The 26,779-nt window shown below is 60.8% G+C and carries 31 protein-coding genes; 11 read left to right on the forward strand and 20 right to left on the reverse strand.

Annotated elements, in window-relative coordinates:
* Both V8J82_RS10260 and bluB read right to left on the reverse strand, forming a co-directional pair.
* The gene (locus tag V8J82_RS10260; RefSeq protein ID WP_339974923.1) at positions 1–1,095 is read right to left on the reverse strand and encodes a glycosyltransferase family 4 protein; all 1,095 of its coding nucleotides are present in this window, start codon (positions 1,093–1,095) and stop codon (positions 1–3) included.
* Between the two features lie 131 nt (positions 1,096–1,226).
* Positions 1,227–1,850 carry a 5,6-dimethylbenzimidazole synthase gene (bluB, locus tag V8J82_RS10265; RefSeq protein ID WP_339974925.1) on the reverse strand — a complete coding sequence of 208 codons (624 nt, stop codon included), beginning with the start codon at positions 1,848–1,850 and terminating at the stop codon, positions 1,227–1,229.
* 135 nt (positions 1,851–1,985) lie between these two features.
* On the opposite strand from bluB, the gene V8J82_RS10270 reads away from it, so the two are divergent.
* Together V8J82_RS10270 and rpsA are read left to right on the forward strand one after the other, a co-directional pair.
* The gene (locus V8J82_RS10270; RefSeq protein ID WP_339974927.1) at positions 1,986–2,510 is read left to right on the forward strand and encodes a GNAT family N-acetyltransferase; all 525 of its coding nucleotides are present in this window, start codon (positions 1,986–1,988) and stop codon (positions 2,508–2,510) included.
* 415 nt (positions 2,511–2,925) lie between these two features.
* Positions 2,926–4,608: a 30S ribosomal protein S1 gene (gene rpsA, locus V8J82_RS10275; protein ID WP_339974929.1), complete on the forward strand. Its 1,683-nt coding sequence runs from the start codon at positions 2,926–2,928 to the stop codon at positions 4,606–4,608.
* 197 nt (positions 4,609–4,805) lie between these two features.
* Here rpsA and V8J82_RS10280 read toward each other — a convergent pair whose 3' ends face one another.
* Entirely contained in the window at positions 4,806–4,937 is a 132-nt protein-coding gene (locus V8J82_RS10280; RefSeq protein ID WP_339974931.1) for a hypothetical protein, read from the reverse strand.
* Here V8J82_RS10280 and V8J82_RS10285 point away from each other — a divergent pair.
* From V8J82_RS10285 to V8J82_RS10315, 7 genes are all read left to right on the forward strand, one after another.
* Positions 4,929–6,311: a calcium-binding protein gene (locus V8J82_RS10285; protein ID WP_339974933.1), complete on the forward strand. Its 1,383-nt coding sequence runs from the start codon at positions 4,929–4,931 to the stop codon at positions 6,309–6,311. The genes V8J82_RS10280 and V8J82_RS10285 overlap by 9 nt on opposite strands.
* A 57-nt stretch (positions 6,312–6,368) precedes the next feature.
* Positions 6,369–7,220: an MBL fold metallo-hydrolase gene (locus V8J82_RS10290; protein WP_339974935.1), complete on the forward strand. Its 852-nt coding sequence runs from the start codon at positions 6,369–6,371 to the stop codon at positions 7,218–7,220.
* A gap of 224 nt (positions 7,221–7,444) precedes the next feature.
* A complete protein-coding gene (locus V8J82_RS10295) occupies positions 7,445–9,460 on the forward strand; it encodes a PhoX family protein (protein WP_339974937.1) in 2,016 nt (671 codons plus the stop codon).
* Positions 9,461–9,694: 234 nt separating this feature from the next.
* Positions 9,695–10,420 (forward strand): HAD-IA family hydrolase, encoded by a 726-nt coding sequence (locus V8J82_RS10300; RefSeq protein WP_339974939.1) that lies wholly within the window; start codon positions 9,695–9,697, stop codon positions 10,418–10,420.
* 170 nt (positions 10,421–10,590) lie between these two features.
* Positions 10,591–11,139 carry a GbsR/MarR family transcriptional regulator gene (locus tag V8J82_RS10305; protein WP_339974941.1) on the forward strand — a complete coding sequence of 183 codons (549 nt, stop codon included), beginning with the start codon at positions 10,591–10,593 and terminating at the stop codon, positions 11,137–11,139.
* A 12-nt stretch (positions 11,140–11,151) separates the two neighbouring features.
* Entirely contained in the window at positions 11,152–12,588 is a 1,437-nt protein-coding gene (locus V8J82_RS10310; protein ID WP_339974943.1) for a cytochrome ubiquinol oxidase subunit I, read from the forward strand.
* A gap of 6 nt (positions 12,589–12,594) precedes the next feature.
* On the forward strand, positions 12,595–13,608 hold the full coding sequence (locus V8J82_RS10315) for a cytochrome d ubiquinol oxidase subunit II (protein WP_339974945.1): 1,014 nt from the start codon (positions 12,595–12,597) through the stop codon (positions 13,606–13,608).
* Between the two features lie 99 nt (positions 13,609–13,707).
* Here V8J82_RS10315 and V8J82_RS10320 read toward each other — a convergent pair whose 3' ends face one another.
* From V8J82_RS10320 to trmD, 5 genes are all read right to left on the reverse strand, one after another.
* Positions 13,708–14,517: a division plane positioning ATPase MipZ gene (locus tag V8J82_RS10320; protein ID WP_339974947.1), complete on the reverse strand. Its 810-nt coding sequence runs from the start codon at positions 14,515–14,517 to the stop codon at positions 13,708–13,710.
* 727 nt (positions 14,518–15,244) lie between these two features.
* Positions 15,245–15,466, reverse strand: coding sequence for a 50S ribosomal protein L31 (rpmE, locus tag V8J82_RS10325; RefSeq protein ID WP_339974949.1), 222 nt, complete (start codon positions 15,464–15,466; stop codon positions 15,245–15,247).
* A 12-nt stretch (positions 15,467–15,478) separates the two neighbouring features.
* Complete coding sequence (gene rplS / locus V8J82_RS10330) at positions 15,479–15,862, reverse strand: 50S ribosomal protein L19 (protein ID WP_339974952.1); 384 nt, start codon at positions 15,860–15,862, stop codon at positions 15,479–15,481.
* A 243-nt stretch (positions 15,863–16,105) separates the two neighbouring features.
* Positions 16,106–16,573, reverse strand: a complete 468-nt coding sequence (locus tag V8J82_RS10335) for a hypothetical protein (RefSeq protein ID WP_339974954.1) — start codon at positions 16,571–16,573, stop codon at positions 16,106–16,108.
* Complete coding sequence (trmD, locus tag V8J82_RS10340; RefSeq protein ID WP_339974956.1) at positions 16,563–17,387, reverse strand: tRNA (guanosine(37)-N1)-methyltransferase TrmD; 825 nt, start codon at positions 17,385–17,387, stop codon at positions 16,563–16,565. Before trmD ends, V8J82_RS10335 begins: the two co-directional genes overlap by 11 nt.
* A 133-nt stretch (positions 17,388–17,520) precedes the next feature.
* Here trmD and V8J82_RS10345 point away from each other — a divergent pair, with 133 nt between their 5' ends.
* A complete protein-coding gene (locus tag V8J82_RS10345) occupies positions 17,521–18,456 on the forward strand; it encodes an ABC transporter ATP-binding protein (protein ID WP_339974958.1) in 936 nt (311 codons plus the stop codon).
* On the forward strand, positions 18,453–19,214 hold the full coding sequence (locus V8J82_RS10350) for an ABC transporter permease (protein ID WP_339974960.1): 762 nt from the start codon (positions 18,453–18,455) through the stop codon (positions 19,212–19,214). The genes V8J82_RS10345 and V8J82_RS10350 overlap by 4 nt, the downstream gene beginning before the upstream one ends.
* 260 nt (positions 19,215–19,474) lie before the next feature.
* Here V8J82_RS10350 and rimM read toward each other — a convergent pair whose 3' ends face one another.
* The 12 genes from rimM to V8J82_RS10410 all read right to left on the reverse strand — a co-directional run bounded on the left by rimM (position 19,475) and on the right by V8J82_RS10410 (position 26,769).
* On the reverse strand, positions 19,475–20,023 hold the full coding sequence (gene rimM / locus V8J82_RS10355; protein WP_339974962.1) for a ribosome maturation factor RimM: 549 nt from the start codon (positions 20,021–20,023) through the stop codon (positions 19,475–19,477).
* 27 nt (positions 20,024–20,050) lie between these two features.
* On the reverse strand, positions 20,051–20,461 hold the full coding sequence (rpsP, locus tag V8J82_RS10360; protein ID WP_339974964.1) for a 30S ribosomal protein S16: 411 nt from the start codon (positions 20,459–20,461) through the stop codon (positions 20,051–20,053).
* A 42-nt stretch (positions 20,462–20,503) separates the two neighbouring features.
* Positions 20,504–20,800, reverse strand: a complete 297-nt coding sequence (locus V8J82_RS10365; protein ID WP_339974966.1) for a chorismate mutase — start codon at positions 20,798–20,800, stop codon at positions 20,504–20,506.
* On the reverse strand, positions 20,793–21,311 hold the full coding sequence (locus V8J82_RS10370; protein ID WP_339974968.1) for a GNAT family N-acetyltransferase: 519 nt from the start codon (positions 21,309–21,311) through the stop codon (positions 20,793–20,795). Before V8J82_RS10370 ends, V8J82_RS10365 begins: the two co-directional genes overlap by 8 nt.
* The gene (locus tag V8J82_RS10375; RefSeq protein ID WP_339974970.1) at positions 21,308–21,826 is read right to left on the reverse strand and encodes a GNAT family N-acetyltransferase; all 519 of its coding nucleotides are present in this window, start codon (positions 21,824–21,826) and stop codon (positions 21,308–21,310) included. The genes V8J82_RS10370 and V8J82_RS10375 overlap by 4 nt, the downstream gene beginning before the upstream one ends.
* Positions 21,823–22,329: a GNAT family N-acetyltransferase gene (locus V8J82_RS10380; protein ID WP_339974972.1), complete on the reverse strand. Its 507-nt coding sequence runs from the start codon at positions 22,327–22,329 to the stop codon at positions 21,823–21,825. The genes V8J82_RS10375 and V8J82_RS10380 overlap by 4 nt, the downstream gene beginning before the upstream one ends.
* Positions 22,326–22,820 carry a GNAT family N-acetyltransferase gene (locus V8J82_RS10385; protein WP_339974975.1) on the reverse strand — a complete coding sequence of 165 codons (495 nt, stop codon included), beginning with the start codon at positions 22,818–22,820 and terminating at the stop codon, positions 22,326–22,328. The genes V8J82_RS10380 and V8J82_RS10385 overlap by 4 nt, the downstream gene beginning before the upstream one ends.
* Complete coding sequence (locus tag V8J82_RS10390; RefSeq protein WP_339974976.1) at positions 22,817–23,353, reverse strand: GNAT family N-acetyltransferase; 537 nt, start codon at positions 23,351–23,353, stop codon at positions 22,817–22,819. The genes V8J82_RS10385 and V8J82_RS10390 overlap by 4 nt, the downstream gene beginning before the upstream one ends.
* Before the next feature lie 94 nt (positions 23,354–23,447).
* Complete coding sequence (locus V8J82_RS10395; RefSeq protein WP_339974978.1) at positions 23,448–24,011, reverse strand: GNAT family N-acetyltransferase; 564 nt, start codon at positions 24,009–24,011, stop codon at positions 23,448–23,450.
* Positions 24,008–24,544: a GNAT family N-acetyltransferase gene (locus V8J82_RS10400; RefSeq protein WP_339974980.1), complete on the reverse strand. Its 537-nt coding sequence runs from the start codon at positions 24,542–24,544 to the stop codon at positions 24,008–24,010. Before V8J82_RS10400 ends, V8J82_RS10395 begins: the two co-directional genes overlap by 4 nt.
* The gene (ffh, locus tag V8J82_RS10405; protein WP_339974982.1) at positions 24,541–26,037 is read right to left on the reverse strand and encodes a signal recognition particle protein; all 1,497 of its coding nucleotides are present in this window, start codon (positions 26,035–26,037) and stop codon (positions 24,541–24,543) included. Before ffh ends, V8J82_RS10400 begins: the two co-directional genes overlap by 4 nt.
* Positions 26,038–26,250: 213 nt before the next feature.
* Complete coding sequence (locus tag V8J82_RS10410; protein WP_339974984.1) at positions 26,251–26,769, reverse strand: hypothetical protein; 519 nt, start codon at positions 26,767–26,769, stop codon at positions 26,251–26,253.
* Between the last annotated feature and the right edge of the window lie 10 nt (positions 26,770–26,779).

Below are 26,779 nucleotides of genomic sequence, written 5' to 3' on the forward strand. Positions count from 1 at the left end.
CTAACGCCGTTTATAGCGGTCGATGGCGATGCGGAACGTGTCCTCGATCCGCGCGACGATATCATCTTCGCTTAGCCGTTCATCAAAGGTCGCCCGTGCCGCCGCGCTTTGGGCCGCAACCGCATCCTCGTCTGTGGCGAGCATCTGCATGTAATCGACGGCCTCGGTCGGGTCCGACAGGTTGATCAACGCGCCATTCACGCCGGTCTGGATCAGGAACGGCACGTTTCCAACGGGCGTGGAGACGACGGGCAAGCCGGTCGCCAAAGCCTCCACCACCGTAACCGGGGCCTGTTCATCCAACGAGGTGCTGACCAAGGCGTCGAAGGCTGGCAGCAATCGCCGCGCATCGTCGCGATGGCCAAGCAATTGGACCGCGTCGACCAGCCCCGCTTGCGCGCAGCCGGCGTGGATCTTCGCCACCTCGGCCTCGCCGGGCGATCCGATCAGAACTGCCTTCGTTGGAATGCCGCGCCGCGCCAGCTCTGCCAGCAAAGGCACGACTGCCGCTTGGTTCTTCCGCGCATCGATGGTGCCGACCATCACCAACGCGAAGATATCGGGGTCCAGGCCCAAAGCCTGCCGCGCCTCGGCCCGTGTGTCGGGAGACCGGCGGATGATATCGCCTGTGCGCACGAAGTTCGGGATGACCTGGATGTTCTTGCGCCGCGCCAGCCAGTTGACCACCAGCCAATCGGCGGTCGGTTGGCCCGGCGAGATTATGATGTGCTGCCAGCGCCAATGGGGATGCCAGATCCGCGCGGCCGCCTTGGCCAGCACCGGAAACGCGCCCTGCCGTCGCCACAGCGCCGAAATGCGATTGGCCTGGGTGCCGTGGGAATAGACCACTTCGACCCCGGCGGCTTTGAGATCATCGCGGAGCTGCGTGATCGCGGGCCGGTTCATGGAGCGCCCGCCCATATCGATGGGGTAGCGATGAATGGGGCCTTCGAATGTCTGCGCGCCGATCCAGGCATCGGGGCGATGCACCAGATACATCTCGTGCCCGCGATCCAGAAGCGCGCGGATCTGCGCGGTGCCGCTGGCGGTGACGCCGTTCAACTCACGGTGGGACATGACATAGGCGATTTTCATGGCCGCTTTGTTGGCGCGCTGGGACCGGATTGCAAGGGCGGGTCTTGAGGCAGCCGGATTGGGGCGTTTGGCGAGAGTAACTACACGCGGCCAGCAGACCTGCTTCGGCGCGCTATTGGGACATCAGGGCATCAGACAATCCGCCAATCTGTTTGCCTGTTCGGCTGCCACCCAACGCTGTGCAGCAATGGTGTGTCAGCTTCCGCCTCCGGATGACCAAGGCAGAGATATCCTGTCAGCGCCCAGCTTTCCGGCGTTCCCAAAACTGCGGAGACGGCATCCGGATCCAGAATGGAAACCCAACCGAGCCCGATATTCTCGGCTCTGGCCGCGAGCCAGAGCGTGTGGATCGCCATCACGGTCGAATAGGCGAGCATTTCCGGCATCGTCTTGCGCCCAAGGCCCCGCCCCTCTGTCACCGCCGCATCGGTGAACACGGCCAGATGCACCGGCGCTTCCCGCAATCCCGCAAGCTTGAGGGCGAGGTAATCCCGCCGCTCCGGGGGCGCATATGTATCGGCGGCTTCAGCATTGCACGTCTCGAAGATGCGGATGATCTGCCCACGTGCCTTTGCGTCTTCGACCTGCAAAACCCGCCATGGGCGCGCATTTCCAACCGATGGCGCCCGATCCATCGCCTGGCGCAGACGGCCCATTTGCGCGGCATCAATCGGGTCGCGCCGGAAATGGCGCACGTCCCGGCGCCAGGTCAAAATCTCGTCGAGCGCGGTGCGGTGATGGTCGGTCAGTTTCATAGGGCAAGCTTATGCCAAGTCGCTGCGCGGGTGTCAGTATGTCGGATGAAGCGAGCTTTTGCCGGCCTGATTGAACCCCCGCTTTCCGACCGTATGATTGGCGGAACGTGACCGACCCGACATGTGAGCATTTCCGTGACACATCCTTTATCCTCAACATTGATCCGGCCCGCACGGGAGGATGAGGCCGACACCATCGCGGGCCTCCATGTGGCCATTTGGCGTGCCACCTATCGCGATTACGCTTCTGCCGAAGCCTTGGCGACATTGGATGAAGCGAAGCGATTGCCCTATTGGATCGAAGCCCTTGCCTCGGACGACCCGCGAACCGGTGTGTTGGTTGCCGAGACGGCTGGTGCGATAAGTGGCATCATCAGTTTTGGCCCGTCGAGCCACGCCGCATTCGGGGGTAGGACTGAGATCAAGCACCTCTATGTCCAGAGCTACGTTCAAAGCCAGGGGATTGGGCGCCGTTTGCTGACATCCGTTTTAGAGCGGCCAGATATTCATGCCGGAAACGGTGTTGGGTTGGCCGTCGTGCGCCAAAATGAAAGGGCGCGGCGTTTCTATCAGACGATGGGTGGCGTAGAGATTGGAACCTTCACCGATCCTGGGCCCCTGTGGAGGTCGGATAACATCGTAATGGCGTGGGACAGCTAGACCGGCGGCCATATCGCGTCATGTTGGGCCGCTAACTCGCCTCAACAACGGCTTATCGATGTAGAACCGTATGATCGCACAAGCCCCCTGTCTTGGTATTCGCTCATGGGTTCGGGTGGTCGAGCGATAATACGCGATATCGAATCAAGCCGTGCACCCCTTGCGTGTAAGGGATTCGCCCTATATACGCGCGCACGTCAACTCGGCGGATAAGTCGTGGGCATCGAGATGAGCAGGGTCGGACGTTCTCCGGCCCTCTTTGTTTTATCAGCGGACCCTTGGTGCGCTGGTTTCGACCCCGCCAACCAACGGCTACACACCGCGCTCAAGCAGCGAAGTGGTCGCGCAAACCAAAGTAGACCGGCGGAGACAACCGCACGGCCAGTGAAATGAACCAAAGGATCGTAAACGCCACATGGCAAATAACATGATGGAGGAATTCGAAGCCCTCCTGAACGAAAGCTTCGAAATTGACACGCCCGAAGAGGGCTCGGTTGTCAAAGGCAAGGTCATCGCAATCGAAGCGGGCCAAGCCATCATCGACGTCGGCTACAAGATGGAAGGCCGCGTCGAGCTGAAAGAATTCGCAAATCCTGGCGAAGCGCCCGCTATCGAAGTCGGTGACGAAGTCGAGGTTTATCTGCGCAACGTGGAAAACGCCCGCGGCGAAGCGGTGCTGTCCCACGAAATGGCGCGCCGTGAGGCCGCTTGGGATCGTCTGGAAAAAGCTTATGCCGCGGAAGAACGCGTCGAAGGCGCCATCTTCGGCCGCGTGAAGGGTGGCTTCACCGTGGATCTGGGTGGCGCGGTTGCGTTCTTGCCCGGTTCGCAGGTGGATGTGCGCCCGGTGCGCGATGCAGGCCCGCTGATGGGCCTCAAGCAGCCGTTCCAGATCCTGAAAATGGACCGTCGCCGCGGCAACATCGTTGTCTCGCGCCGCGCGATCCTGGAAGAGTCCCGTGCCGAGCAGCGCGCCGAGGTGATCGGCAAGCTGAACGAAGGCGACGTGGTGGACGGCGTGGTCAAGAACATCACCGAGTACGGCGCATTCGTCGACCTGGGTGGCGTGGACGGCCTGCTGCACGTGACCGACATGGCCTGGCGCCGTGTGAACGACCCCAAGGACATCCTGACCATCGGCGAGACCGTCAAGGTTCAGGTCATCAAGGTCAACAAAGACACGCACCGCATCAGCCTTGGCATGAAGCAGCTGCAGGACGATCCGTGGGATGCCGTGCAAGGCAAGTACCCGCTGGAATCGACCCATACCGGTCGCGTCACCAACATCACCGATTACGGTGCCTTTGTTGAGCTGGAGCCCGGTGTCGAAGGTCTGGTGCACGTGTCCGAGATGTCGTGGACCAAGAAGAACGTCCATCCCGGCAAGATCGTTTCGACGTCTCAGGAAGTCGAAGTCATGGTGCTGGAGATCGACACGGTCAAACGCCGCGTCAGCCTGGGCCTCAAGCAGACCATGCGCAACCCGTGGGAAGTGTTCGCCGAGAGCCACCCCGAGGGCACGCAGGTCGAGGGCGAGGTCAAGAACATCACCGAATTCGGTCTGTTCGTGGGCCTCGAAGGCGAGATCGACGGTATGGTGCATCTCAGCGACCTGACCTGGGAAGGCCGGGGCGAGGATGTCATCAACGATTACCGCAAGGGCGATATCGTGAAGGCGGTTGTCACCGAGGTCGACACCGACAAGGAACGTATCAGCCTGTCGATCAAAGCCGTGGACGGCGATCCGTTTGCGGAATCGGTCGAGGGCGTGAAGCGCGGCTCGGTCATCACCGTGGAAGTCACGGCGATCGAAGATGGCGGCATCGAAGTGGATTACGAAGGCATGAAGTCCTTCATCCGCCGCTCGGACCTGTCGCGCGACCGCTCCGAACAGCGTCCTGAGCGCTTCCAGGTGGGTGACAAGGTTGACGTGCGCGTCACTAATATCGACGCCAAATCGCGTCGTCTGGGTCTGTCGATCAAGGCGCGTGAGATCGCCGAAGAGAAAGAAGCCGTGGAGCAGTTCGGCTCCAGCGATTCGGGAGCGTCCTTGGGCGACATCCTGGGCGCTGCGCTGAACAAAGGCGACGACGACTAAGTCTTTCCGACGTTAAGATTTGCGAAAGGCCCCGCCATCTGGTGGGGCCTTTTTGCGTCTGGTTGCTAAAATGCGATGGATCGACCTGTATACAAGGGCGAAAATGTGGCGAAACCATGTCGCTCAGATGAACTAAACCAAGGGTTCGCTTTCGTTAAGACTCCTATTACCGCCCATTTGTCAGTTTGCCGCCAAAGCTATTGGTGGAGCGAGAAATGGACAACGAGCATACCCAAGAACACGGCAACGGCGACATGGGCCACGATCATGACCATGGCCACGGAGGCGCTGGCACCCAGACGGGCACATCCGGCGCGGATATGATCCATAGCACCGGTGGTGCCGTGTTCACCTACGGTGGCAACGACACGATCATGGCGACCGCGCAAGATGGTCGGGGCCAAATCCACACTTATGCTGGCGCTGGCGCCGATATGACCATGCTGAGCTTTGCCTCAATCACAAGCTTCAGCCACGGGCATCATGTGCGCGGCGGGACCGGTGCGGACACGTTCAACTTCGTGAATACAGCCAATGTGCAATCCGACATTGTGGGCCGGATCGAGGATTTCGACCCGAAAAGCGATGTGATCCGGCTGGAAGGGCAGATCCTGGATTTCGACAACCTGCCGCCGAATGTACGCGTCGTCTCGTATAACGGGGAATATTCGGACACGACCGCCGAGCCCCAGCGCTGGCTTGTGATCGAAACCGCCGGGGGCGGCACGATCTTCTACGCGCTCGACGGAGCCCGGGCCGATATGACCCGCGATACCGGGCAAGAGCCGCACTTTCTAACGGTGATGCCGGACGTCTCGCAATTGCCCGACGTGACCTTTGATGATCGCGAGAACTACATCCCCGATGGCGCAACGGCACTGGGCGGGGTGGTCATCCAGGACAATGACCGCGGTGCCGAGGTGCTGGATCCGATCATGGGCAGCGATGGCGGCGATCTGATCGCGGCGGGTCTGAACGACGACCTGGTCTATGGGGAAGCAGGCCTGGACCAGATTTGGGGCGGCAGCGGCCACGATACGATCTGGGCCGGTGACGGCAATGACACCGTGTCAGGTGGCACCGGCAATGACGTGATCCATGGTGATCAAGGCTATGACATGATCACCGGAGGCTTGGGCAATGATTGGGTAGATGGCGGTCGCGGCTACGACCAAATCGATGGTGGCGCAGGCAATGACACTCTGAATGGCGGCCGCGGCCACGATACGCTTGATGGCGGGGTCGGCGATGACTTGCTCAACGGTGACAACGGCTCCGACCTACTGCGCGGCGGCACCGGCTCCGATACGCTTGATGGCGGGGCCGGAAACGACACCTTGTTTGGCGGCGCAGGCAACGATCACCTGATCGGCGGCAATGGGTCTGACGTGATCAAAGGCGGCTTGGGGCGCGACACGATCGATACCGGTTGGGGCCGCGACACGATAGTGGTCGAGGAATTCGATTGGGCCTTCGATGTTGTGACCAGCTTCGATGCCACGCGCGACAAGATCCAATTTGCGGGCGCGGTCGACAGTTTCGATGACCTCGTCTTCCAAAATTTCAACCACGAGGGCATCGAATCGACCGTGATCCGGTTCTTGGGGACCGATGGCCAGATCGATGACAGTCTGGGTGGCATGATCATGGTCGGGAAAGATCAAAGCGTGTTTGGCCAGGAAGACTTCCTGTTTCTCGCCTAGCGCATAGGACATCGCTATGGCAGCCTGACCCTGTCTTTCAAAACATGGGGTCAGGCGATGTTGTGTCGGATTGGTGAGGTTGAAGTTTGGCGCATCCTTGAGGTGAATGGCCTGTTCCGGGAAGCGGAGCGGTTGTTTCCCACAGCAGGGCCGGATGTTGTGCGGATCATGGAAGATCTGGCGCCTGGCCAGATTGAGGCCGCGTCCGGCTGCGTGATCCTGCCGGTGCAGGGGTTCTTGCTGAAGACGCCGGACCATGTCGTGCTGGTCGATTCCTGCGTCGGCAACCACAAAACCAATTCCTTCCCCGATTGGCATCAGCGCGATAGCGGGCGGTTCATGGCGGCGCTCGCGGCCTCCGGTACAGCGCCGGAGGATGTGGATTACGTGATGTGCACCCATCTGCACACCGACCATGTCGGTTGGAACACGCGGCTTGTCGATGGCCGCTGGGTGCCGACCTTTCCCAATGCGCGCTACCTGATGCCTTCCGCAGACCTGCCGCTTATCGAAGAGAAGGGTCACGACGTTTACCGCGAAAGCATCTTACCGGTGATCGAGGCCGGTCAGGTGGAAGAGGTGGGGACCGAACACGGGATCGGCGATTCCATCACGCTTATCTCGACACCCGGTCACACGCCCGGCCATGTTGCGGTGCGGATCCGGTCCGGCGGGGCAGAGGCGGTGATCACCGGCGATGCCATCCATACCACACCGCAATGCCGCTATCCCGATTGGCATTTCGTCTATGATGATGATCCCGAACGGGCGGTGGCCTCGCGTCGCGCGCTTCTGGAAAGTGTCAGCGAAAGCGGCGCACGGGTGCTGGGGACACATTTCTTGCTGCCGTCTATCGGGCGGGTCGAGGCCGATGGCGATGTGTTCCGATGGTGCCCCGACGGTGAGTGATCTTGCCACATATCCGATTGCGCAACATCGATTTTACGATGTTCGCATCCGTGTACAAAGCCGCCACGTTTGGCGCACCTTTCAAAATGCTGTGGATAAAACGCCGCAGGCGGCCCACTGCCATATCCTTGTTACATAGCGCGCCATGATGCGCGCCTGCATGTATGAGATCATCCGAGATGGCAGGCTCGGGACACTATTTCCAAACTCCAGGGAGACCCCAGATGAATCGGAAAGACATTATTGGCAGCGACGAGTACGGCAACAAAGCCGAAGCGTTCGAAGCGTTCGACGACATCCCGACAAACCCCAATCTCGGCAATACCATCGGTGACGTGATCAACCGTCGCTTCGGGCGCCGCGATGTCATGCGCGGCATGCTGGCCGTCACCGCAACAACGTCGCTGTTTGGCACCACGGCTCTGTCCTCGCGTCCCGCCCAGGCCGATGCCCATGCCGGTGACCGCTATGTCTTCGACGAACTGCCCTGGGGCAACGATGAAAACCATCACATCGCCGACGGCTATGACGCCAACGTTTTGATCCGTTGGGGCGATCCGATCTTCCCTGATATGGCTGAGTTCGATCCGACCAACCAATCCGCCGAAGATCAGTTGCAGCGCTTTGGCTACAACAATGATTATGTCGGTTTTGTCGAGCTGGAGCCGGGTCGTGGCATCCTGTGTGTGAACCACGAATACACCAATGAAGAGGTCATGTTCCCCGGCCTTGGTCGTCAGGACCGCGACGGCTTCCAGGGTATGACGGCCGAGATCGTTGATGTCGAAATGGCCGCCCATGGTGGGTCGATTTTCGAGATCGTCAAAAACGATGACGGCGTGTGGGAAGTGGTGCTGGATAGCCAATACAACCGCCGTATCAGCCCGCTGAATACCGAAATGACCTTCTCGGGGCCGGCTGCGGGCCATGCGCGCATGCAGACCTCCGCTGATCCGGCGGGCATGAACGTGATCGGTACAATCAACAATTGCGCCGGTGGCATAACGCCCTGGGGCACATATCTCATGGCCGAGGAAAACTTCCACGGCTATTTCTGGACCGATGTCGTCGATGGCGAAGGCGATCCGGATATTTCGGAGCAGGCCGAAGCCGTCAGCATGGCGCGTTATGGCACACCGGGCCGCTGGTATGCCTGGGGTCAGTATCATGAGCGCTTCAACATCGATGTGGAGCCCAATGAACCCAACCGCTTCGGCTGGATCGTGGAGGTCGACCCGCTCGACCCGACATCGACCCCCGTCAAGCACACGGCGCTTGGTCGGTTCCGTCATGAAGGCGCGGAGTCGATCATCGCGCCGTCGGGTCAGATCGTGGTCTATTCCGGCGACGACAACCGGTTCGACTATGCCTATAAGTTCGTCTCCGCAGGCACGGTCAGCGATGACCGCGCGGCGAATATGCAGCTTCTGTCCGAGGGCACGCTTTATGTCGCGCGCTACAACGACGACGGCACTTATAACTGGTTGCCGCTGACCCATGGCGAAGGTCCATTGACCGAAGAGAACGGGTTCATGTCCCAGGCCGATGTCATGATCGACACGCGTCTGGCAGCCGACCTACTGGGCGCCACGCCGATGGACCGGCCCGAGGATATCCAGCCGCGCGAAGATGGCGCGGTGTTCCTCATGCTGACCAACAACAGCCGCCGCGAAGAGGTCAACGCCGTGAACCCACGGCCGGAAAGCCTGTTCGGTCACATCTTGCAGATGAACGAAGCGGGCGGCGATCATGCGGCGCTGACCGGTGAGTGGGATATTCTGGTGCAGTGCGGTGACCCGACCATCGAAGAGGTTGGCGCGGTCTGGAACCCGGCAACGTCTGAAAACGGTTGGTTCGGTTCGCCCGACAATGCCGCCGTCGATACGGCGGGCCGTCTGTGGATCTCGACCGACCAAGGGTCCGGCTGGGGCCGCACCGGCAAGTCGGACGGTCTGTATTCGCTGGAAACCGAAGGCGATCTGCGCGGCCATGCCAAACTGTTCTTCCGCTGCCCTGTCGGCGGTGAGCTTTGTGGTCCGTACTTCGCCGATAACGATCAGACCTTGTTCCTGGCGGTTCAACATCCTGGCACGGACGGCACCGGCGATTTCGCCGGGTTTGAGCGGAACTCGACCTTCGAAGATCCGGCGACCCGCTGGCCGGACTTTGCCGAAAACATGCCACCGCGCCCATCGGTTGTCGTGGTCACGAAACAAGGCGGTGGCACCATCGCCGTGTAACCCCCCGTCGCAGGGCCGGGCAGTTGCCTTGTCCCGCTGCCCCAACCGGCCTGTGACAATTCTGGCCCCACGCCTTGCGCGTGGGGCTTTTTTCGAAAGTCCATATCCATATCGACGGCGCCGAGTGCTCGGCGCAAACCTGCCTATGGTCAGTACGGAATCGTCACACTTACTGACCCTTCGCCCACGTGATACGGTTTCAGCGTCAACCTTCTTTCGCGTTGATTGGGTAACATGGCTGGGCGACATTGGGAAAAGCGGATCCACCGCGATCCGACGCCTCGGGACGTGCCACTGACGGGATCGCTGATCTTGTTTGATGTGGATGGTACTCTTTTGGATGGCGGCGAGTTGATTTCGCACACCATGGTCGAGGCATTTCATGCCGCCGGTGAGACTCCCCCGAGCTTGGATCATGTGCGGTCCACAATTGGGTTGTCCCTGCCGGAAATGGTTGATGCGTTGGGGTCTCACCTCGCTCAAGATCGCCGTGACAAGATCCTGTTGGGCTATCGCTTGCGCTACTTCGATACGGTCGATCAAGAAGAGACGCCGCCGGTCTTTCCCGGTGCTGGACCCGCAATCGAGCGATTGCGGCGCGCGGGGTTTGTCCTTGGGATCACCACCGGCAAAGCCCGGCGCAGCACCTCGCACATGTTGGTTTCGATGAATTGGACCCGACATTTTCACACGGTGCAATGCGCCGATGACAACCCGTCCAAACCCGACATCACAATGGTGCGCCGCGCGCTGCTGGAGACCGGCCGCACCGCCGCGGAAACGATCCTGGTGGGCGATTCCCGCTATGATATGCGCATGGCGAAAGCCGCTGGCATACGCGCCATCGGGGTGTCGTGGGGCTATAACCCGCCGCAGGAACTGCTGTTGGAAGGGGCGATGTTCATCGCGCGGGACTTTGACCACCTGACCGAAGCTTTGTTGCCGACGCCCGTCATCTAGTGACTCTCGGCCCAAAGGTGACCGCTATCATCTGCATTTGAATGGTGTTGAGCGCAATTTCGGCCCTTAGGGGCCGCTTTGTCGCAGGCTTTGGCGTTGCCTTTGCGGATGAAGCGGTTATCTAAGTTTCAGAAATTTCTGAAATCCCAAACATGCGAACAGGATTGGGTATGAAGCTTACAAGTCTACAGCAGGAATTTGTCTTGCATTTCGGAGAGATGGGCAGCCGGTGGGGTATAAATCGGACGGTTGGCCAGATCTACGCATTGCTGTTTTTGTCCTCTGAACCGCTGAACGCGGAACAGATCACCGACGGGTTGGGCATCAGCCGGTCGAACACGTCGATGGGCCTGAAAGAGCTGCAATCCTGGAAGCTCGTGCGGTTGAAGCATTTTCAAGGCGATCGGCGGGACTATTTCACCACACCAGAAGACCTCTGGGAGATCACGCGCATTCTGATCGCCGAGCGTAAGAAGCGCGAGATTGATCCGACGCTGACAAAGCTGCGCGAGCTAGAGCTGCAGGGCCCCGCCGGTGACAACTACGCCGAGGCGCGTATCGCCGAGCTGCGCGAGATGATCGAACTCATGACCGGGTTCTACGACGATATGGAAAAGCTCGAAACCGAGCGGTTGGTCAAGATGATGACATTGGGCAGCAAGATCGCTGGCCTGATCGACAAAACCAGCGGCGCGCTGTCGCTGACGAAACGCAAGTAAAGGGGAAGACCTATGGAAGCCCTCGACACATTGCTTCTGAGCCGCATTCAGTTTGCGGCCAATATCTCATTCCACATCCTGTTCCCGACGATCACCATCGCTTTGGGCTGGGTGTTGTTCTTTTTCCGCGTCCGGTTTTCGCAAACATCGGACGAAAAATGGATGGCGGCCTACCGGTTTTGGGTAAAGATCTTTGCCCTGTCTTTCGCCATGGGCGTCGTCAGCGGCATCACCATGTCGTTCCAGTTCGGCACCAATTGGCCGGGCTTTATGGAAACCGTCGGCAATATCGCCGGGCCGCTGCTGGCCTATGAGGTGCTGACCGCGTTCTTCCTAGAGGCTGTCTTCATCGGCATCATGCTCTTCGGGTTCAATCGCGTGCCAGGCTGGCTGCATATGCTGGCGACGGGGCTAGTGGCCTTCGGGACCACCATGTCCGCCTTCTGGATCATCGTTCTGAACAGCTGGATGCACACCCCTCAGGGCTTTGAGATGATTGACGGTGTGGCCCATGCGACGAGCTGGTGGGAGATCATCTTCAACCCATCCATGCCATATCGCTTTGCCCATATGATGTTGGCGAGCTTCCTGACGGTTGCCTTCCTGGTGGCTGGCGTAAGTGCGCTGCGTCGTCTGATGGGCGATAACAGCCGGTCTGTGAAGACGATGCTGAAGGTCGGTCTGTGCATGGGGGCCGTTTTGATCCCGGCGCAGATCTTCATGGGTGACATGCATGGCCTGAACACCAAAGAATACCAGCCCGCCAAGGTCGCCGCGATGGAAGGCAACTGGGAAACCCGCGGGAATGTGCCGCTGGTCCTGTTTGCCATGCCGAATGAAGAGACCCGCTCGAACGATTTCGAGATCGGCATTCCGGGCCTCGCCTCGCTGATCCTGACCCACCACTGGGATGGCGAGGTGCAGGGTCTGAACGACTTTGTGGCCGAAGATGGCACGATCCTGCACCCGCCAGTGGCGCCTGTCTTCTGGTCGTTCCGGGTGATGGTCGGGACGGGCATGGCCATGCTGGTGCTGTCTTGGGCCGCGGTTTTTGTCATGTGGCGGCGCCGTGCGATGCATGAGGTCTCACCGACCTCGCATTGGTTGGCCTCAGAAGGCCTGCCGAAATGGATGTTGTTCGCCTTGGTGCCGATGGCATTCTCAGGCTGGGTTGCGACGCTGGCCGGCTGGTACACGACCGAAATCGGCCGACAGCCGTGGTTGGTCCAGGGTGTGATGACCACCGAGATGGCCGTGGCCGAGGTGCCTGCGCCCATGGTGGCGGGTACTCTGGCGGGCTACCTGATCGCCTATGCGCTGCTGCTCTTCGCCTATATCAGCGTCATCATCTACCTGTCGCGCAAGGCCGCGCGCGGTGATGATGCGCCTGCCAATGACATGATCCATTCGGGCAAAGCCCAGGTGGATATCATGACCCCAGCGGAGTGACCTGCAATGTTGCCTGATTTTGGAAATCCGGCCGAATGGCTGCCCTGGGCCTTTGCCTCTCTGATGGGGTTCTCAATCCTGGTCTATGTGGTCTTGGACGGGTTCGATCTGGGGGTGGGGATCCTGTTTCCACTGGCCGATGATGCCGAGAAAGACCGGATGATCGGATCCATCGGGCCGTTCTGGGACGCCAACGAAACCTGGCTCGTGCTCGCGGTTGGGCTGCTTTTGGTGGCTTTCCCGCAAGCGCATGGGATGATCCTGTCGACGCTTTATCTGCCGGTTTTCGTGATGCTGATCGGTCTCATCTTGCGCGGCGTTGCGTTCGAATTCCGCGCGAAGGCCCATGCCAAGCACAAAGCGCTATGGAATAACCTGTTCTTCACGGGCTCTACGCTTACCGCCTTGAGCCAGGGGTTCATGCTGGGCCTTTACATCATGGGGCTGGAGCAAAGCTGGGCGACCTATGCGTTCGCCGCCGTGACCGCGGTGTTCCTGACGGTGGGTTACAGCTTCATCGGCGCCTGCTGGTTGATCCACAAGACAGAGGGCGGGCTGCAGCAGAAATCGGTTCGGTGGGCACGCGAAAGTCTGTGGGGGGTGATCTTGGGGATCGGGGCTGTGTCACTGGCAACGCCGTTGGTCTCGACGCGGATCTTCGATCGCTGGCTGGAATTTCCCCAGGTTCTGTATTTGGCGCCGATCCCAGTGATCTCAGGCCTCTGCGTGCTGTGGTTGTGGAGAATGGTGCGCGATATGCCCTATCCCGATGATGCGCGGTCTTGGAAACCATTTGCCGTGGCAACGGGCCTGTTCGCACTGGCCTATGTGGGGTTGGCGTATAGCTTCTATCCCTATGTCGTGCCGGAGCAATTGACGATCTACGAGGCCGCCGCAGCGCCCGAGAGCTTGATGATTATTCTGGTAGGCGCATGTTTTGTGGTGCCGGTCATCGCGGGATATTCGATCCTCGCCTATACGATCTTCCGCGGTAAGGCGACCGAGCTGCGGTATTATTGACCCAGCGGCGCGGGCCCTGTCGGGCCCGCATTCCTTTTGCCTCGCGCCTGCGCGCTCAGGTTTTGGGGGGAGACCCCCAAACCCCCCGTATCGGTCGCGTCAGAAGTCGACTGTGACGCCCGGCAGGTTGAGGGCGGCCACCAGATCACGCAATTCCTGGCGCGCCGCGACGTTGGAGATGTTGAGGCGCTCCACCCCCATTTCGCGCAGATCCAGCAGGGTCATGCCGGAGGGGAACAGTTCGCGGAAAATCACCCGTTCGGAAAAGCCCGATGCGATGCGGAACCCGATACGTTTGGCCAGTTGTTCCAGTGCTTTGCCGACTTTGCGTTTGTTGTGCATTTGCTGCGCGGGCAGACGGTTGCGGACCACAACCCAATCCATCGGCTTCAACCCGGCCTTGGCGCGCAATTGGCGGGCGTGCCAGACCATCTCGGAATAGACCGACGGTCCCTTGAGCTCGTAGGTTTCGGGGTCGATCCGAGCGAGTAGGTCGAAATCGACAAAACTGTCGTTGAGCGGCGTGATCAGCGTATCGGCCAGGCTATGGGCCACCTGGCTGAGCCGTGTGTGGCTGCCGGGGCAATCGATGACGATAAAATCAAGCCGTGTCTCATGGGCAGCAACCGCCATCGACAGGCGGCGGTCATAGACATTTTCGCCCTCCGGCACCTCAGCCGCGTCGATCTCGGGCAGGTCGAGGATCTCGGGGCAGGGGATCTTGCCCCCTTTACGCGCCGATGTTGCGGCACGATTTTCGAGGTAGCGATGAAAGCTGCGTTGGCGCAGATCCAGATCCAGACCCCCTACCTTATGACCCATCCGAGCCAGTGCAGTTGCCACATGCATGGACGTGGTCGATTTGCCGGACCCGCCCTTTTCGTTCCCCAAAACAATGATATGCGCCACGGCCTGTCCTATCTTGTCGTCTGTTCGATGCACCGCCGGGGGCGGCAACTGCCTCAACTACATGCCTCGCGCCCTTCTTGACCGGGACGCGCATTTTGGCCGGACGATACCGGCCCGATGCGCGGCTGTTAAGCGGAAAGCGTTGCAATCGGGCGCGATTGACCTGCGATCTGCGACCGTTATGCCGCAGCTCGAGAAAAGCCCATCATCACTTTACAGAGCCGGGTGTTACCAATCGCTCAACGCTGGGCAAAGACGCGATCCAGTGCGGCGCTCAGGTCAGTCCGGCAGGACAAAGCGACTTTTTTTACGCTATAAACCTTTCGGTAAGACTTTCGCCGTAAACCTGTACACATGTTGATCACGTGACGTGGCTTCCCTACAGGCTACGCGTCAAATGTTGCAATTCCCGGGCTATCCTCACCTAGCCTTGCATCAGACATCACGCAGATCGGCTCGCCTGGCGCCGCAGGTCTCACCACTCTGGCGCCAGATATTGCAGACGCGGCAGAGCTGATGCTGCATTCGTTCGGGAATGGTCGTCGTGCCGGCTCCCGTTTGTCCTAAACGTTGCCTGCGCAGCGTAACCTTGCTTCGGGTGTTCATGATGTAGTTTCCCAACCCTACACCATGAACACCCAAGCAAAACGCCCCTCGTCAGGTCAGTGTCACAACAAAAAAGCCACCCCGAAGGGTGGCATTTCTATCTTGTTCAAAAACGCTGGCCCTAAAAGCCCAGGCCTTCGTACTTTTTCTTGAACTTCGACACACGACCGCCGGTATCCATCAGGCGTGATGTGCCGCCGGTCCAAGCGGGGTGCACGGTGGGGTCGATATCGAGCGACAAGGTGTCGCCTTCCTTGCCCCAGGCCGAGCGCATCTGAACGATGTCGCCATTGGTCATTTTCACGTCGATCACGTGATAATCGGGATGCAGATCCTTTTTCATCGAGTGATCTCCTTACGCTTCGGCGCTTTTGAGCGGTTTGTAATTGGTATCCTCGGCGATCCGCGCGGATTTCCCGCGGCGCGACCGGAGGTAGTACAGCTTCGCACGACGCACGCGGCCACGGCGCACAACGGTGATGCTGTCGATATTGGTCGAGTAGAGCGGAAACACACGTTCCACACCTTCACCGAAAGAGATCTTGCGCACGGTGAACGACCCGGCGATGCCCGCGCCGTTTTTGCGGGCGATGCAAACGCCTTCGTAGTTCTGAACACGGGTGCGGGTGCCTTCTGTCACGCGGAAGCCCACGCGCACGGTATCCCCGGCTTTGAAATCGGGAATGTCTTTCCCGAGGGAGGCGATCTGTTCGGCCTCCAGTTCTGCGATCAGGTCCATCGGACCCTCCATGATTTGCCCACGGTTTGCCCGCGGAGGTGATGCCGTTTCAGAGCTCTGGGTGTCGACCGGGTCCGCGATTTCCCGCTTTGGGAGCGCCCGCCAGAGTTACAAACAATCATTCGTTTTAGGTGGTTGCCGCCAAATAAGGCCCCGACAGTTCGGCCCATGACAAAACACAACCATCCGGCTGGCCGATTCCGACCCCGGATGCGCCGCGTATAAAGGCCGATGCGATGGCGATCAAGGGGGGCTTGCGCCTTGTTCCACAGGTCTTTTGGAGGTTGTCGCCGAGGATGGCGAAAACGCTGCCAATCCAAGGGCCAGGCAAACGACAATGGTGATGGGAATCGTGAACCAGAGCGCGCGCTTGCGCCCATTGCGAGACAGCAGAAGATCAATCAACGCCATCACCGCCCCAATCACCAAACCCAGAAAAATCGCACCCAACTGGATCATCAAAAGGACCGCGCCCAACAAGGCAGCGATCATCAATTGCCAGATGATCGACCCCTGCTGCCCTGCCGCCTCATCGACAAAGGGCCATATTTGCGCGATGGCGATAACGACTTGGCCCAGAACGGCCAGTAGAACCCAAAGCCAGGCTCGATAGCGCAAGGCCAATACGCTAAGCGCCGCAAGGATCAACGCCGCGGTCGGGCCCGCGACCATCATCATGTCGGTGGTTGTTGTGGTGGGGTCAGTCTCCATCGTGGCTCGGCCCTTGGCGATCCAGATGGGCCTGCCAAAGATCAGGCCGCGTCTCTTGGGTCAGTGTCTCGGCCATGGTCCGCCGCCAGCGGGCGACCGCGCCATGATCACCAGACAGCAAGACCGGCGGGATCGCGCGACCTCGCCAATCCGCGGGTTTGGTGTATTGCGGATGCTCCAACAAGCCATCGGAAAAGCTTTCCTCTTCGGTCGAGGCTGCGTTGCCGAGAACGCCCGGGATCAGGCGCACCGTCGTATCCAATAGAACCTGGGCCGCAATCTCACCACCGGTCAGAACGTAGTCGCCGATAGAGACCTCCTCCAGCGCGTAATGATCGATCACCCGCTGATCTAGCCCCTCGAACCGACCGCAAACCAGCGTCACCCCCTCGGCCTGTGCAAAGCGCCGCGCTGTGGCCTGATCAAAGGGCTTGCCCCGCGGGCTCAGGTAAACGCGCGGCCATCTGGCCGAATCCGAAGGCGTACCTGCGCCCGCCATATCCAAGGCTCGGCCCATCACGTCGGGTTTGAGAACCAACCCGGCCCCCCCTCCGGCGGGGGTGTCATCGACCTGCCGATGCTTGCCTGTCCCGAAGGTGCGCAAATCGATTGGCTCCAACGCCCACAGCCCGTCTTTCAGCGCTTTGCCGGTCAGAGATGCGCCCAAGACGCCCGGAAAGACCTCAGGAAACAAGGTGATGACTTTCGCTGTCCACGCGCCTTTCAGGCGCGGCACATCCGTCATCAATGCGCGGGGTTTCAGGCTGGCGGATTGGCTGAGGCGACCATGGGATTTGGGGGCAGGATGTGTCATGGCGGGGGCATACGCTGCCCGCCGCCTGCATTCAATCATGTCAGACCTGTTCAGGAATGAATGGCTTCCCTGCATCTGTGCATCTTGTGGCATCCGGCAAGCGGCCATAGGGTCCGGCGCGAAGGAGACGCCGATGACCGCCCCGATCTTGCGCGTGGACGCGCTGAGCAAGACCTATGACGATGGCTTCACCGCACTGGATGCTGTGTCGCTTGAGATTATGGAGGGCGAAATTCTGGCCCTTCTCGGGCCGAATGGGGCTGGCAAGACAACACTTATCTCAGCGATTTGCGGGATCGTGCAGCCGACATCCGGCAAGGTCTCGGTGGCTGGCCATGATACCGTCACCGCGTTTCGTGCGGCGCGCAGTTTGATCGGTCTGGTGCCGCAAGAGATCAACCTGGAACCTTTCGAGAAGGTGATCAACACCGTCCAGTTTTCGCGCGGATTGTTCGGCAAACCAAAAGATGACGCCAAGATCGAAACGATCCTGCGGCAGCTCTCGCTGTGGGATAAGAAAGACAACGCGATCCGCGAATTGTCTGGCGGGATGAAACGCCGCGTGCTGATCGCCAAGGCACTCAGCCATGAACCGCGCGTGCTGTTTCTCGATGAGCCGACGGCGGGCGTGGATGTGGAACTGCGCCGCGAGATGTGGGAGGTCGTGCGCGCTCTGAAAGACGCAGGCGTGACGATCATCCTGACGACACATTACCTGGAAGAAGCCGAGGCCATGGCCGACCGGGTCGGGGTGATCAACAAGGGCAAGATCCTGTTGGTCGAAGACAAAGCGGTGCTGATGCAGCAGATGGGCAAGAAAGAGCTGCGGATCGAGCTTGGCACGCCCATAGACGCAATCCCGGCGGCGCTTGACGACCGCGATCTGGAATTGGCCGAAGGCGGAACACGGCTGATCTATCGCTATGACACCCAGGCCGAGCGCACCGGGATCGTGCGGTTGTTAACGGCGCTGCAAAGCGAAGGGTTGGCCGTAGCCGATGTGGAGACAAAACAATCGAGCCTCGAGGAAATCTTCGTGGGTCTCGTGCAAGAGGGAGAGACGGAATGAACCTGGAAGCCGTCCGCGCAATCTATCGCTTTGAAATGGCCCGCACCTTCCGCACGATCGCGCAATCGATCATCTCACCGGTCCTGTCGACATCGCTCTACTTCATCGTGTTCGGCACGGCGATCGGATCGCGGATCGACCAAGTCGAAGGCGTCAGCTACGGCGCTTTCATCGTGCCGGGGCTGATCATGCTGACGGTGCTGACCCAATCGATCTCGAATGCAAGCTTCGGAATTTACTTTCCGAAATTCATCGGCACGATTTATGAATTGCTGTCTGCGCCCGCCTCATTCCTTGAGATTACGGCAGGCTATGTGCTGGCCGCAGCGACGAAGAGCTTCATGATCGGGCTGATCATCCTCGGCACAGCCTTTTTCTTTGTCGACCTGCAGATCCTGCATCCAGGTTGGATGCTGACTTTCCTGGTTCTGACCTGCCTGAGCTTCAGCCTGTTCGGTTTTATTATCGGCATCTGGGCGCAGAATTTCGAGCAATTGCAACTGATCCCGCTGCTGGCCGTGACGCCGTTGGTGTTCCTGGGCGGCGCGTTCTACTCGATTTCGATGCTGCCCGAGGCCTGGCAGTCGGTCAGCCTGTTCAATCCGGTCGTCTACCTCGTTAGTGGCTTCCGGTGGAGCTTTTTCGGTGTCGCCGATGTGGCCCTGGGCTGGTCCATCCTGGCGATCCTGGGCTTCACCGGCGCCTGTATCCTCACCATCGGCTGGATCTTCCGCACCGGCTGGCGGATCCGCGCGTAACCTAATTGTGCGGCTGCGCCGCAAGATCCCACCTCGCCCTGCCGCGCTGCGCGCTTCGGCCTCAGGCTGGGCCAAGCCGCAAGCGGTGCGTGCAACCCTGTCGTGGCGCCTGTTTCATCTTGGCAAAAAACTCCCGCCGGAGGCATCCTGCCCTGAGAGCCATTAATACCTTGGACAAGTGAGGCCGATCTGACCTGGTCCACGCCCGGAGGCCCCGAAAGGGGCACGCGGGCGCCGGATCCGGCGAGGGAAAGACGCCGTCAGGCGTCGTCCGAGGCGGAGGCCCCCGCTTTGGGATCCTCGAACAGCCCATCGGGCGGATCGAGGATCAGCCGTTTGGCGGTCAGGTCTATGGTGGGGACGGCAGCCTGGGTGAAGGGCACCAAAACGCCGGATCCCAATCCTTTGCCGCGGATTTCCAACAGGTCGCCCGCACCGTGGTTGAGCACAGCCGCGACCTTGCCCATGATCGCACCCCCGGTATCGACGACCGTCAGACCGATCAGATCGGCATGGTAGAACTCGTCATCGGGCAGATTGGGCAGAGCTGTGCGCGGCGCGTAAAGCCGCGTTCCGCGCAGGGCATCGGCTTGATCTTTGCTGGTCACGCCTTTGATCCGCGCCGCATAGCCTGATTTAACGGGCCGTGTCAGGGTCAGATCAAAGCTTTGTCCGCCTGCCTCATCGGCAAGCGGACCGTAGCGTGCGATATCAGTGGGATCGGCGCAAAAGCTCTTCAGCCGCACCTCCCCCCGCACACCGAAGGCGCCTGCAATGGCGCCGACGCAGACATGGTCGGATTTTGCCATATCGGGTCTCCGGTCTGCGCGTGCAGATTACTCTGCGGTTTCTTCTGCAGCGGCTTCCTCGGCGGGCGCCTCGGCCGGTGCATTTGCGGCCTCCTCGGCGGCGGCGGCTTTGGCGGCTTTCTCTTCCGCGCGTTCCTGGGCTTTCTTGCCCGGAACGGCTTTCTTCATATTGGCGCGCTCTTTCTTCTCGATCACACCGGCAGCTTCCAGGAAGCGGCTGACGCGGTCGGTGGGCTGGGCGCCCTGGCTCAGCCAGTGCTGCACGCGCTCCATATCCATTTTCACCCGCTCTTCGCTGTCTTTGGGCAGCAACGGATTATAGGTGCCGAGCTTTTCGATAAAGCGCCCATCGCGCGGCATGCGGCTGTCTGCGGCCACGATGCGATAGAAGGGGCGTTTTTTCGAGCCGCCGCGGGCGAGGCGAAGTTTGATAGCCATTGGGGTGTCTCCTTGTGAATGGCGGATTGAGGCGCGTCGGCCTCAGGATTGGTGTTGCTCGTGGTGACGAATGACCTCGTCGATCACGAAACGGAGGAACTTCTTGGCGAATTCCGGGTCCAGATCGGCCCGGTTCGCCAGGTCTTCGAGCCGCGCGATCTGCGCGGCTTCGCGCGTGGGATCGGACGGGGGAAGGTCGTTTGTGGCCTTCAGGCGGCCAACGGCTTGGGTGTGCTTGAACCGCTCACCCAGCGTGTAAATCAGGATTGCGTCGAGGCGGTCGATGCTCTCGCGGTGCTCTTTCAGCAGCGCGGCGGCGCGGGTTGTGGCGTCACTCATGGGGGCCGATCTCCGAAGGTGAGGGGTGGCGGTAGACAAGCGCATCGGCATTTGGATGCGTTGCGTTGGGATCGCGTGTGCAGCCCAGCCGTTCGGCCAGCGAGATGGACCGCGCATTGTCGCGGTGGATGTAGCTGACGATACTGTGCCAGCCAAGCCGGGTCCGGGCATCCGTGATGGTGGCTTTGGCCGCCTCATAAGCGATGCCTTTGCCTTCGGACCCGTCGAATATCAGCCATCCGATCTCGGTCTCGGGCCAGCCATCGGGGAAATAGGGCCCAACCAAGCCCAGGATCGTGTCTTCGCCAGTCCGCGTTACCGCCCAAAGCCCGTAGCCGCGGATGTCCCAATGGCCAAGCATGGCCGCAAAATACCGCCAAGCCGCGGGGCGCTGCAGGTTCCCGCCCGCCATCCGGGCGCGTTCGGACATGTAGAATGCCGTCGTCGCGGCGGCGTCCTGCGGGCCGGGTCTGCGCAGGGTCAGATGTTCTGTGGTCAGGATCTGGGTCATCGGGCCAGTTCCCCGGCGGAGGGGTGGCGCCAGATATGCAGTTTGCCAAACACTTCATGATCGAACGCGTGTTCCGGCGAGCACCCAAGGCGTTTGGCCAGTGCGACCGAACGGATATTGTCGGGGTTCACGAAGCTGGCCGCAGTGTTCCAACCCAACCGGTCGTAGGCAAAGCCGCGCGCGGCATGGGCGGCCTCATAGGCATAGCCATGGCCCTCGCCGCTCGCGAATAAGGTCCAGGCGATCTCGGGTTCGGGCCAATCAAGGGGATAAAATGGCCCGACGATGCCAATGGCCGTGTTATCACCGCCCGTTTCCGTGACGATCCACCGCCCATATCCGCGCATCGTCCAATGGCCGATCAACGCGGACAGGTAGGTCCAGCTTTGCGACTTGGTGGCAGGCCCGCCGACAAAGCTGGCGCGGTCCGAGGCGCGGAACTCCGCGATGGCTTCAAAATCCTGCGGCGCTGGGGCGCGTAGTGTCAGACGCTCGGTGTGTAGGGTCGGGATCATCCGGCGCCCTCCACTGTAAAGCGATACTGAATACCGTTTGGCATCCAAGGGGCAGGGGCGGCGCCGGTCGGCTCTCCACCCAGTCGTCTTGCCACCGCGTGGGATTTGGCGTTGTCGGTATCGATATGGGCCACGATGCTGCGCCAATTATTGGCAAACAGATCTGCCAGCACCGCGCGCGCGGCCTCGGTCGCATAGCCGCGGCCTTCATGGGTGTCTGACCAGAGTGTCCAAGTGATCTCGGCGGGCGAACCATCGTATTGCATCGGCCCCACATGGCCAATGGCGGGCGCATCCGGATCATGGCAGATCGCAAGTCGGCCAAAGCCACGCAACGCCCATTGTCCAATCATCGCACAGAACCGTTCGCAGACCTTGTGCTCTGGCTGGGGGCCGCCGACGCCGCCTGTGCGCGGGCTGGCACAATAGGTCAGATAGGGCGCAAGGTCCCCAGACCGTAACATGCGCAGGGTCAGCCGGTCGGTGGTGATGCGCTGTTTCATACCGCCCCCTCCCAATGAACCCAGACCTCACATGCCGGGTCATGGGCCGCCATTTCACCCGCAAAGCGCGCGCCCAGCTTTTCCGCCACGCGTTTGGAGGCGCCATTTCCGGCGTCGATATAGCTGACCAGGCGGCGCTGGTGATGGTCGTTTTCCGCGATCTTCAGGATGGCGCGTGCAGCCTCGGTGGCGTAACCGTTGCCCTGGGCGGCGGCGAAAGTGTTCCAGCCGATTTCCAGATCGGCTTGATGGGGTGGATGATGTAAACCACAGGCGCCGACCGCACCCTCGCCGTTATCGAGGATAAACCATCCAAATCCGTGCAGCGCCCAATGCCCAGCATCCCCGGCAAAAAAGCTCCAGGCGCTTTTTGTATCATAGGGGCCACCCGTAAAGCGTGTCGCATCCGACGCGTAAAACGCGCGATAGGCAGGCCAATCAGCCATCGTCGGCTTTCGAAGCACCAAGCGGTCCGTGCGCAACGCAGTCATGTCAACACCTCCGCCGGGGCAGGGTGGCGGTAGACCACGTCTTCGGCATGCGGGGCTTTGGCGTCAGGATCGATCACGCAGTCAAGACAAACCGCTAATGCCGCAGATCGGGTGTTTTTCGGATCGACATAGCTCACCGCGGTGTCCCAGCCCAGATCGGCATAAACGTGGCGACGGATCGCGATCATGGCCTCGGTCGCATAGCCTTTCCCTTCGGCATCGGAATCCCAGATCGTCCAGCTCAATTCGCGCTCTGGCCAGGGATCCGGATACCACGGGCCCATGGATCCAATGGGCGCGCCGGTATCTTTCCGCACGGCAACGAACACACCTGTGCCGCGCAGGTGCCAATGCCCACAGAGGGTGGCAAGGATGCGCCAGGCATGACCGATATCCTTGTCGGCCCCACCACCCACATAGCGCGCGCGCTCCGACATGACGAACGGGGCCAGCGCGTCGAAATCGCCGATCTCCGGTGCGCGGAAGGTCAGGCGCTCGGTTTCGAGCATGGGTATATCCACAAGGCGAGGCATCAAAGCGCCTCCTCCAAGAATATCACAAATTCAATAGCCTGACCCGGAAAAAACGCGATCAGATATGTAAGTATGATGAGGAAGTGCAAGGTTATCATGCCGCACCCCCATGGCGCCAGACCTGTACGGCTTCGCCATCAACGGCCAGGATCGCAGCTTCGGTTTCAGCATCCCGCGTCGCGCCCAGCCGCTTGGCGACGGCTTGAGAGGGGTGGTTTTCGGGATCGATATAGCTGACCACGTCAGGCAGAAGATCACGTGCAAAATCGCGCGCGGCGCTGGCCGCTTCGGTTGCGAAGCCTTGGCCGCGATGCTCGGGCAGGAACATCCAGCCCAGTTCCGGTTCCCAATCATCCCATTCCAGGCCGACATGCACAAAGCCTGCCAACGTGCCGTCTTTCAACTCGACCGCCCACAGCCCATGGCCATGCAATATCCAGCACCCGGTATAGTAGCTGAACTCGGTCCACGCATCTTCGCCGCCCATCGGCTCTCCGGGCCAGTCAGCGAAGATCTGCGTCCAGGCGGGCAGGTCTGCCAGGGTCGGCGCGCGCAACCGCAAACGCGCCGTTTCCAGTGTTGGAATCGAAGCGCGATGCATAGACGCGGCCTCTGCGGCGGCGCCGGTCGGCGGCTGGGTGCAACGGGGGCCGGTCATGCGTCGGCACCTTGTTTCGGCAACACGTAGACATCCCGGGTCACGCCATCGGGGAAGGTCTCACGACGATCAATGGTGCCGCCGAGGCGCTGCGCAATGGCGCGGGCCGCGGTGTTTTCGTCGCGCATATGTGTCTCCACGCGCAGCCAGCCCAGCACCCGATAGGCCCAATCGATCACCGCCCGGCTCGCCTCGGTCGCGTATCCCGCGCCGCGCGCCTCGGGCATCAGCCACCAGGTCAATTCATGGCTCGGCCAATTGTCGGGATGCACCAATCCCGCGCCGCCCAAAACGGCCTCTTCGCCTTTGCGACGCAACAGGAACATGCCAAAGCCTTTGTCGGCCCAATGGGCGATATCCTGGGCGAGGATCTCGGCAACCTCTTGCGCACTCCGGCCACCGCGATAGCCGCCGACAGTCACATCAGACACCGCATAAAACGCCTCATACGACACAAGATCCTGCGCGCCGGGGGCACGTAGAGTCAGACGCTCGGTTTCCAGCGTCGGGATATGCGGCGCCGTGTCGGTCACTTCTTCTTCCCGAAGCCCGACAGATCCGGCAGGCCACCGCTGCCACCGGGCAGGCCCATCTGTTTCGCGGCGCGTTCCAGTGCGGCGGGGTCCATCTGCGACGGGTCCATACCGGGGGGCATACCCGGCGGCATCCCGCCGCCCTTGCCCATCAGCGCGCCAAGGCCGCCTTTCAGCATGCCTTTCTTACCCATCTTCCCCATTTTCTTCATCGCATCGGCCATCTGACGCTGCATCTTCAGCAGCTTGTTCAGATCGCTGACCTCTTGGCCCGCGCCCGCCGCGATGCGTTTCTTGCGGCTGGCTTGCAGCAGCCCCGGATTGGCGCGCTCGCGCTTGGTCATCGAGTTGATCAGGGCAATCTGGCGCTTGATCATCTTGTCGTCGAACCCCGCATCCTCGATCTGTTTCGACATTTTTTGCATGCCGGGCATCATCCCCATCATGCCCTGCATGCCGCCCATCTTTTCCATCTGCTCCAGCTGGCCGCGCAGGTCGTTCATGTTGAACATGCCCTTCTGGAAGCGCTTCATCATGCGCTCTGCCTGTTCGGCCTCCAGCGTTTCCTGCGCCTTTTCCACCAGCGCCACGATGTCGCCCATGCCCAGGATGCGGCCTGCGATGCGCTCGGGCTCGAAGGTTTCCAGCGCGTCCATCTTCTCGCCCAGACCCACAAAGCGGATCGGCTTGCCGGTGATCTGGCGCATCGACAGCGCGGCACCGCCGCGCCCGTCGCCGTCCATCCGGGTCAGGACCACGCCGGAGACGCCGATCTTGTCGTCAAATTCCTCGGCGACATTCACCGCGTCCTGGCCCGTCAGACCGTCGACCACCAGCAGCGTTTCACGGGGATTGGCCACATCGCGGATGGCGGCTGCTTGGGCGATCAGTTCTTGGTCGATATGCAGACGCCCCGCCGTGTCGAGCATATAGACGTCATATCCCGCCAGCCCGGCCTGCGTCTTGGCGCGCTTGGCAATCGTCACCGCATCTTCGCCCGGCACGATTGGCAGCGTGTCGACACCGATCTGCGTGCCCAGGATCGCCAATTGCTCCATCGCCGCTGGACGGTTTGTGTCGAGCGAGGCCATCAGCACCTTCTTGCCCTCACGCTCCTTCAACCGCTTGGCAAGCTTCGCTGTGATCGTCGTCTTACCCGAGCCCTGTAGACCGACCATCAGGATCGGCGCGGGCGGATTGTCGATCTTCAATACGCCGGGGTCGCTGTCGCCTTGCAAGGTTGCGATCAGCTCGTCATGGACGATCTTGATCACCTGCTGGCCGGGTGTGACCGATTTCGTCACCGCCGCACCAGTGGCCTTCTTCTCGACCGCCTTGATGAAGCTGCGCGCCACGGGTAGCGAGACGTCAGCCTCCAACAAGGCGACGCGCACCTCTCGCATGGCGGTGCGCACGTCATCTTCGCTCAGCGCGCCCTGCTTGGTGAGGCGGTCAAAGACGCCAGACAGGCGTTCGGACAGATTTTCAAACATGGGCGCGGCCCCTTTTTCCTTCGGTTGCCCCCTCAAGGTGGGGGCGATGGCCCATCTCCCAAGCCCCATATGCAAAACGAGTAGCGCCCCCGTGGGCGAAACTCGCTGACGGGGGGCGATCCTGCGGACGCGCGCGGGACCGGGAAGCTAGGGCTTTCCGGCTATTGATCGTAGCAGATATGGGGATTTGCGAGGCGAGTCAATCTTTGCGACCTAGCCGCAATCGACGGCCAGTTGCACCACATCTCCTGCCAGCATATCGACCCCCTGGGCGTGCAAAGAAAAGCTGCGGCGCATGTCCAGATCATCCCATTCCGCCTGGGTGAGGGGGGGTGTGTCTTCGGGGCGCGTGCCGGGCGCGCCGAACAGGGTCAGCGCCATCGGACCGGTATAATCCAGCCCGGCGAAAGACAGGCCTTGCACATCTTGGGCATAGACGCCGACCAGATCTGCCGCATGTCCGCGCGATGTGGTGACCAGCGTCCAGATCGATCCGGCAATGCTCTCGCCCAAGGTCATATGGCCCATCGCCAGATGACCGGTCGAGCCGCCCTCCTGCCGGATGGACGGGCCGTGGGTGGTGAATTCCGCGTGGCCCGGCAGATGCGTGCCGGGGCGGATCGTGCCCACGCCTTGGGTGATTTCGATGGTGAAATCCAGCCTGCAGGTCTGTGCGGCGTCCGCCGGGACGGCAGCCAGACATAACAAAAGGGCGGTTCGCACGATACGCATCCCGAGACGC

The organism is Gymnodinialimonas mytili (assembly GCF_037544085.1).
Classification (GTDB): Bacteria; Pseudomonadota; Alphaproteobacteria; order Rhodobacterales; family Rhodobacteraceae; genus Gymnodinialimonas; species Gymnodinialimonas mytili.

Bases quoted from the DNA above. Each gene is read 5' to 3' on its own strand.
- rpmE (WP_339974949.1), bottom strand. From the start codon at position 15,466: ATGAAAAAGGATCTGCATCCCGATTATCACGTGATCGACGTGAAAATG.
- V8J82_RS10370 (WP_339974968.1), bottom strand. From the start codon at position 21,311: ATGACCCAGATCCTGACCACAGAACATCTGACCCTGCGCAGACCCGGC.
- V8J82_RS10295 (WP_339974937.1), top strand. From the start codon at position 7,445: ATGAATCGGAAAGACATTATTGGCAGCGACGAGTACGGCAACAAAGCC.
- V8J82_RS10300 (WP_339974939.1), top strand. From the start codon at position 9,695: ATGGCTGGGCGACATTGGGAAAAGCGGATCCACCGCGATCCGACGCCT.
- rpsP (WP_339974964.1), bottom strand. From the start codon at position 20,461: ATGGCTATCAAACTTCGCCTCGCCCGCGGCGGCTCGAAAAAACGCCCC.
- V8J82_RS10410 (WP_339974984.1), bottom strand. From the start codon at position 26,769: ATGCGTATCGTGCGAACCGCCCTTTTGTTATGTCTGGCTGCCGTCCCG.
- V8J82_RS10390 (WP_339974976.1), bottom strand. From the start codon at position 23,353: ATGCCTCGCCTTGTGGATATACCCATGCTCGAAACCGAGCGCCTGACC.
- V8J82_RS10345 (WP_339974958.1), top strand. From the start codon at position 17,521: ATGACCGCCCCGATCTTGCGCGTGGACGCGCTGAGCAAGACCTATGAC.
- V8J82_RS10365 (WP_339974966.1), bottom strand. From the start codon at position 20,800: ATGAGTGACGCCACAACCCGCGCCGCCGCGCTGCTGAAAGAGCACCGC.
- V8J82_RS10335 (WP_339974954.1), bottom strand. From the start codon at position 16,573: ATGGAGACTGACCCCACCACAACAACCACCGACATGATGATGGTCGCG.
- V8J82_RS10285 (WP_339974933.1), top strand. From the start codon at position 4,929: ATGATCCATAGCACCGGTGGTGCCGTGTTCACCTACGGTGGCAACGAC.
- V8J82_RS10310 (WP_339974943.1), top strand. From the start codon at position 11,152: ATGGAAGCCCTCGACACATTGCTTCTGAGCCGCATTCAGTTTGCGGCC.
- V8J82_RS10260 (WP_339974923.1), bottom strand. From the start codon at position 1,095: ATGAAAATCGCCTATGTCATGTCCCACCGTGAGTTGAACGGCGTCACC.
- V8J82_RS10350 (WP_339974960.1), top strand. From the start codon at position 18,453: ATGAACCTGGAAGCCGTCCGCGCAATCTATCGCTTTGAAATGGCCCGC.
- V8J82_RS10385 (WP_339974975.1), bottom strand. From the start codon at position 22,820: ATGACTGCGTTGCGCACGGACCGCTTGGTGCTTCGAAAGCCGACGATG.
- V8J82_RS10375 (WP_339974970.1), bottom strand. From the start codon at position 21,826: ATGATCCCGACCCTACACACCGAGCGTCTGACACTACGCGCCCCAGCG.
- V8J82_RS10395 (WP_339974978.1), bottom strand. From the start codon at position 24,011: ATGACCGGCCCCCGTTGCACCCAGCCGCCGACCGGCGCCGCCGCAGAG.
- V8J82_RS10290 (WP_339974935.1), top strand. From the start codon at position 6,369: ATGTTGTGTCGGATTGGTGAGGTTGAAGTTTGGCGCATCCTTGAGGTG.
- rpsA (WP_339974929.1), top strand. From the start codon at position 2,926: ATGGCAAATAACATGATGGAGGAATTCGAAGCCCTCCTGAACGAAAGC.
- V8J82_RS10315 (WP_339974945.1), top strand. From the start codon at position 12,595: ATGTTGCCTGATTTTGGAAATCCGGCCGAATGGCTGCCCTGGGCCTTT.
- trmD (WP_339974956.1), bottom strand. From the start codon at position 17,387: ATGACACATCCTGCCCCCAAATCCCATGGTCGCCTCAGCCAATCCGCC.
- rimM (WP_339974962.1), bottom strand. From the start codon at position 20,023: ATGGCAAAATCCGACCATGTCTGCGTCGGCGCCATTGCAGGCGCCTTC.
- V8J82_RS10280 (WP_339974931.1), bottom strand. From the start codon at position 4,937: ATGGATCATATCCGCGCCGGATGTGCCCGTCTGGGTGCCAGCGCCTCC.
- V8J82_RS10380 (WP_339974972.1), bottom strand. From the start codon at position 22,329: ATGAAACAGCGCATCACCACCGACCGGCTGACCCTGCGCATGTTACGG.
- bluB (WP_339974925.1), bottom strand. From the start codon at position 1,850: ATGAAACTGACCGACCATCACCGCACCGCGCTCGACGAGATTTTGACC.
- V8J82_RS10305 (WP_339974941.1), top strand. From the start codon at position 10,591: ATGAAGCTTACAAGTCTACAGCAGGAATTTGTCTTGCATTTCGGAGAG.
- ffh (WP_339974982.1), bottom strand. From the start codon at position 26,037: ATGTTTGAAAATCTGTCCGAACGCCTGTCTGGCGTCTTTGACCGCCTC.
- rplS (WP_339974952.1), bottom strand. From the start codon at position 15,862: ATGGACCTGATCGCAGAACTGGAGGCCGAACAGATCGCCTCCCTCGGG.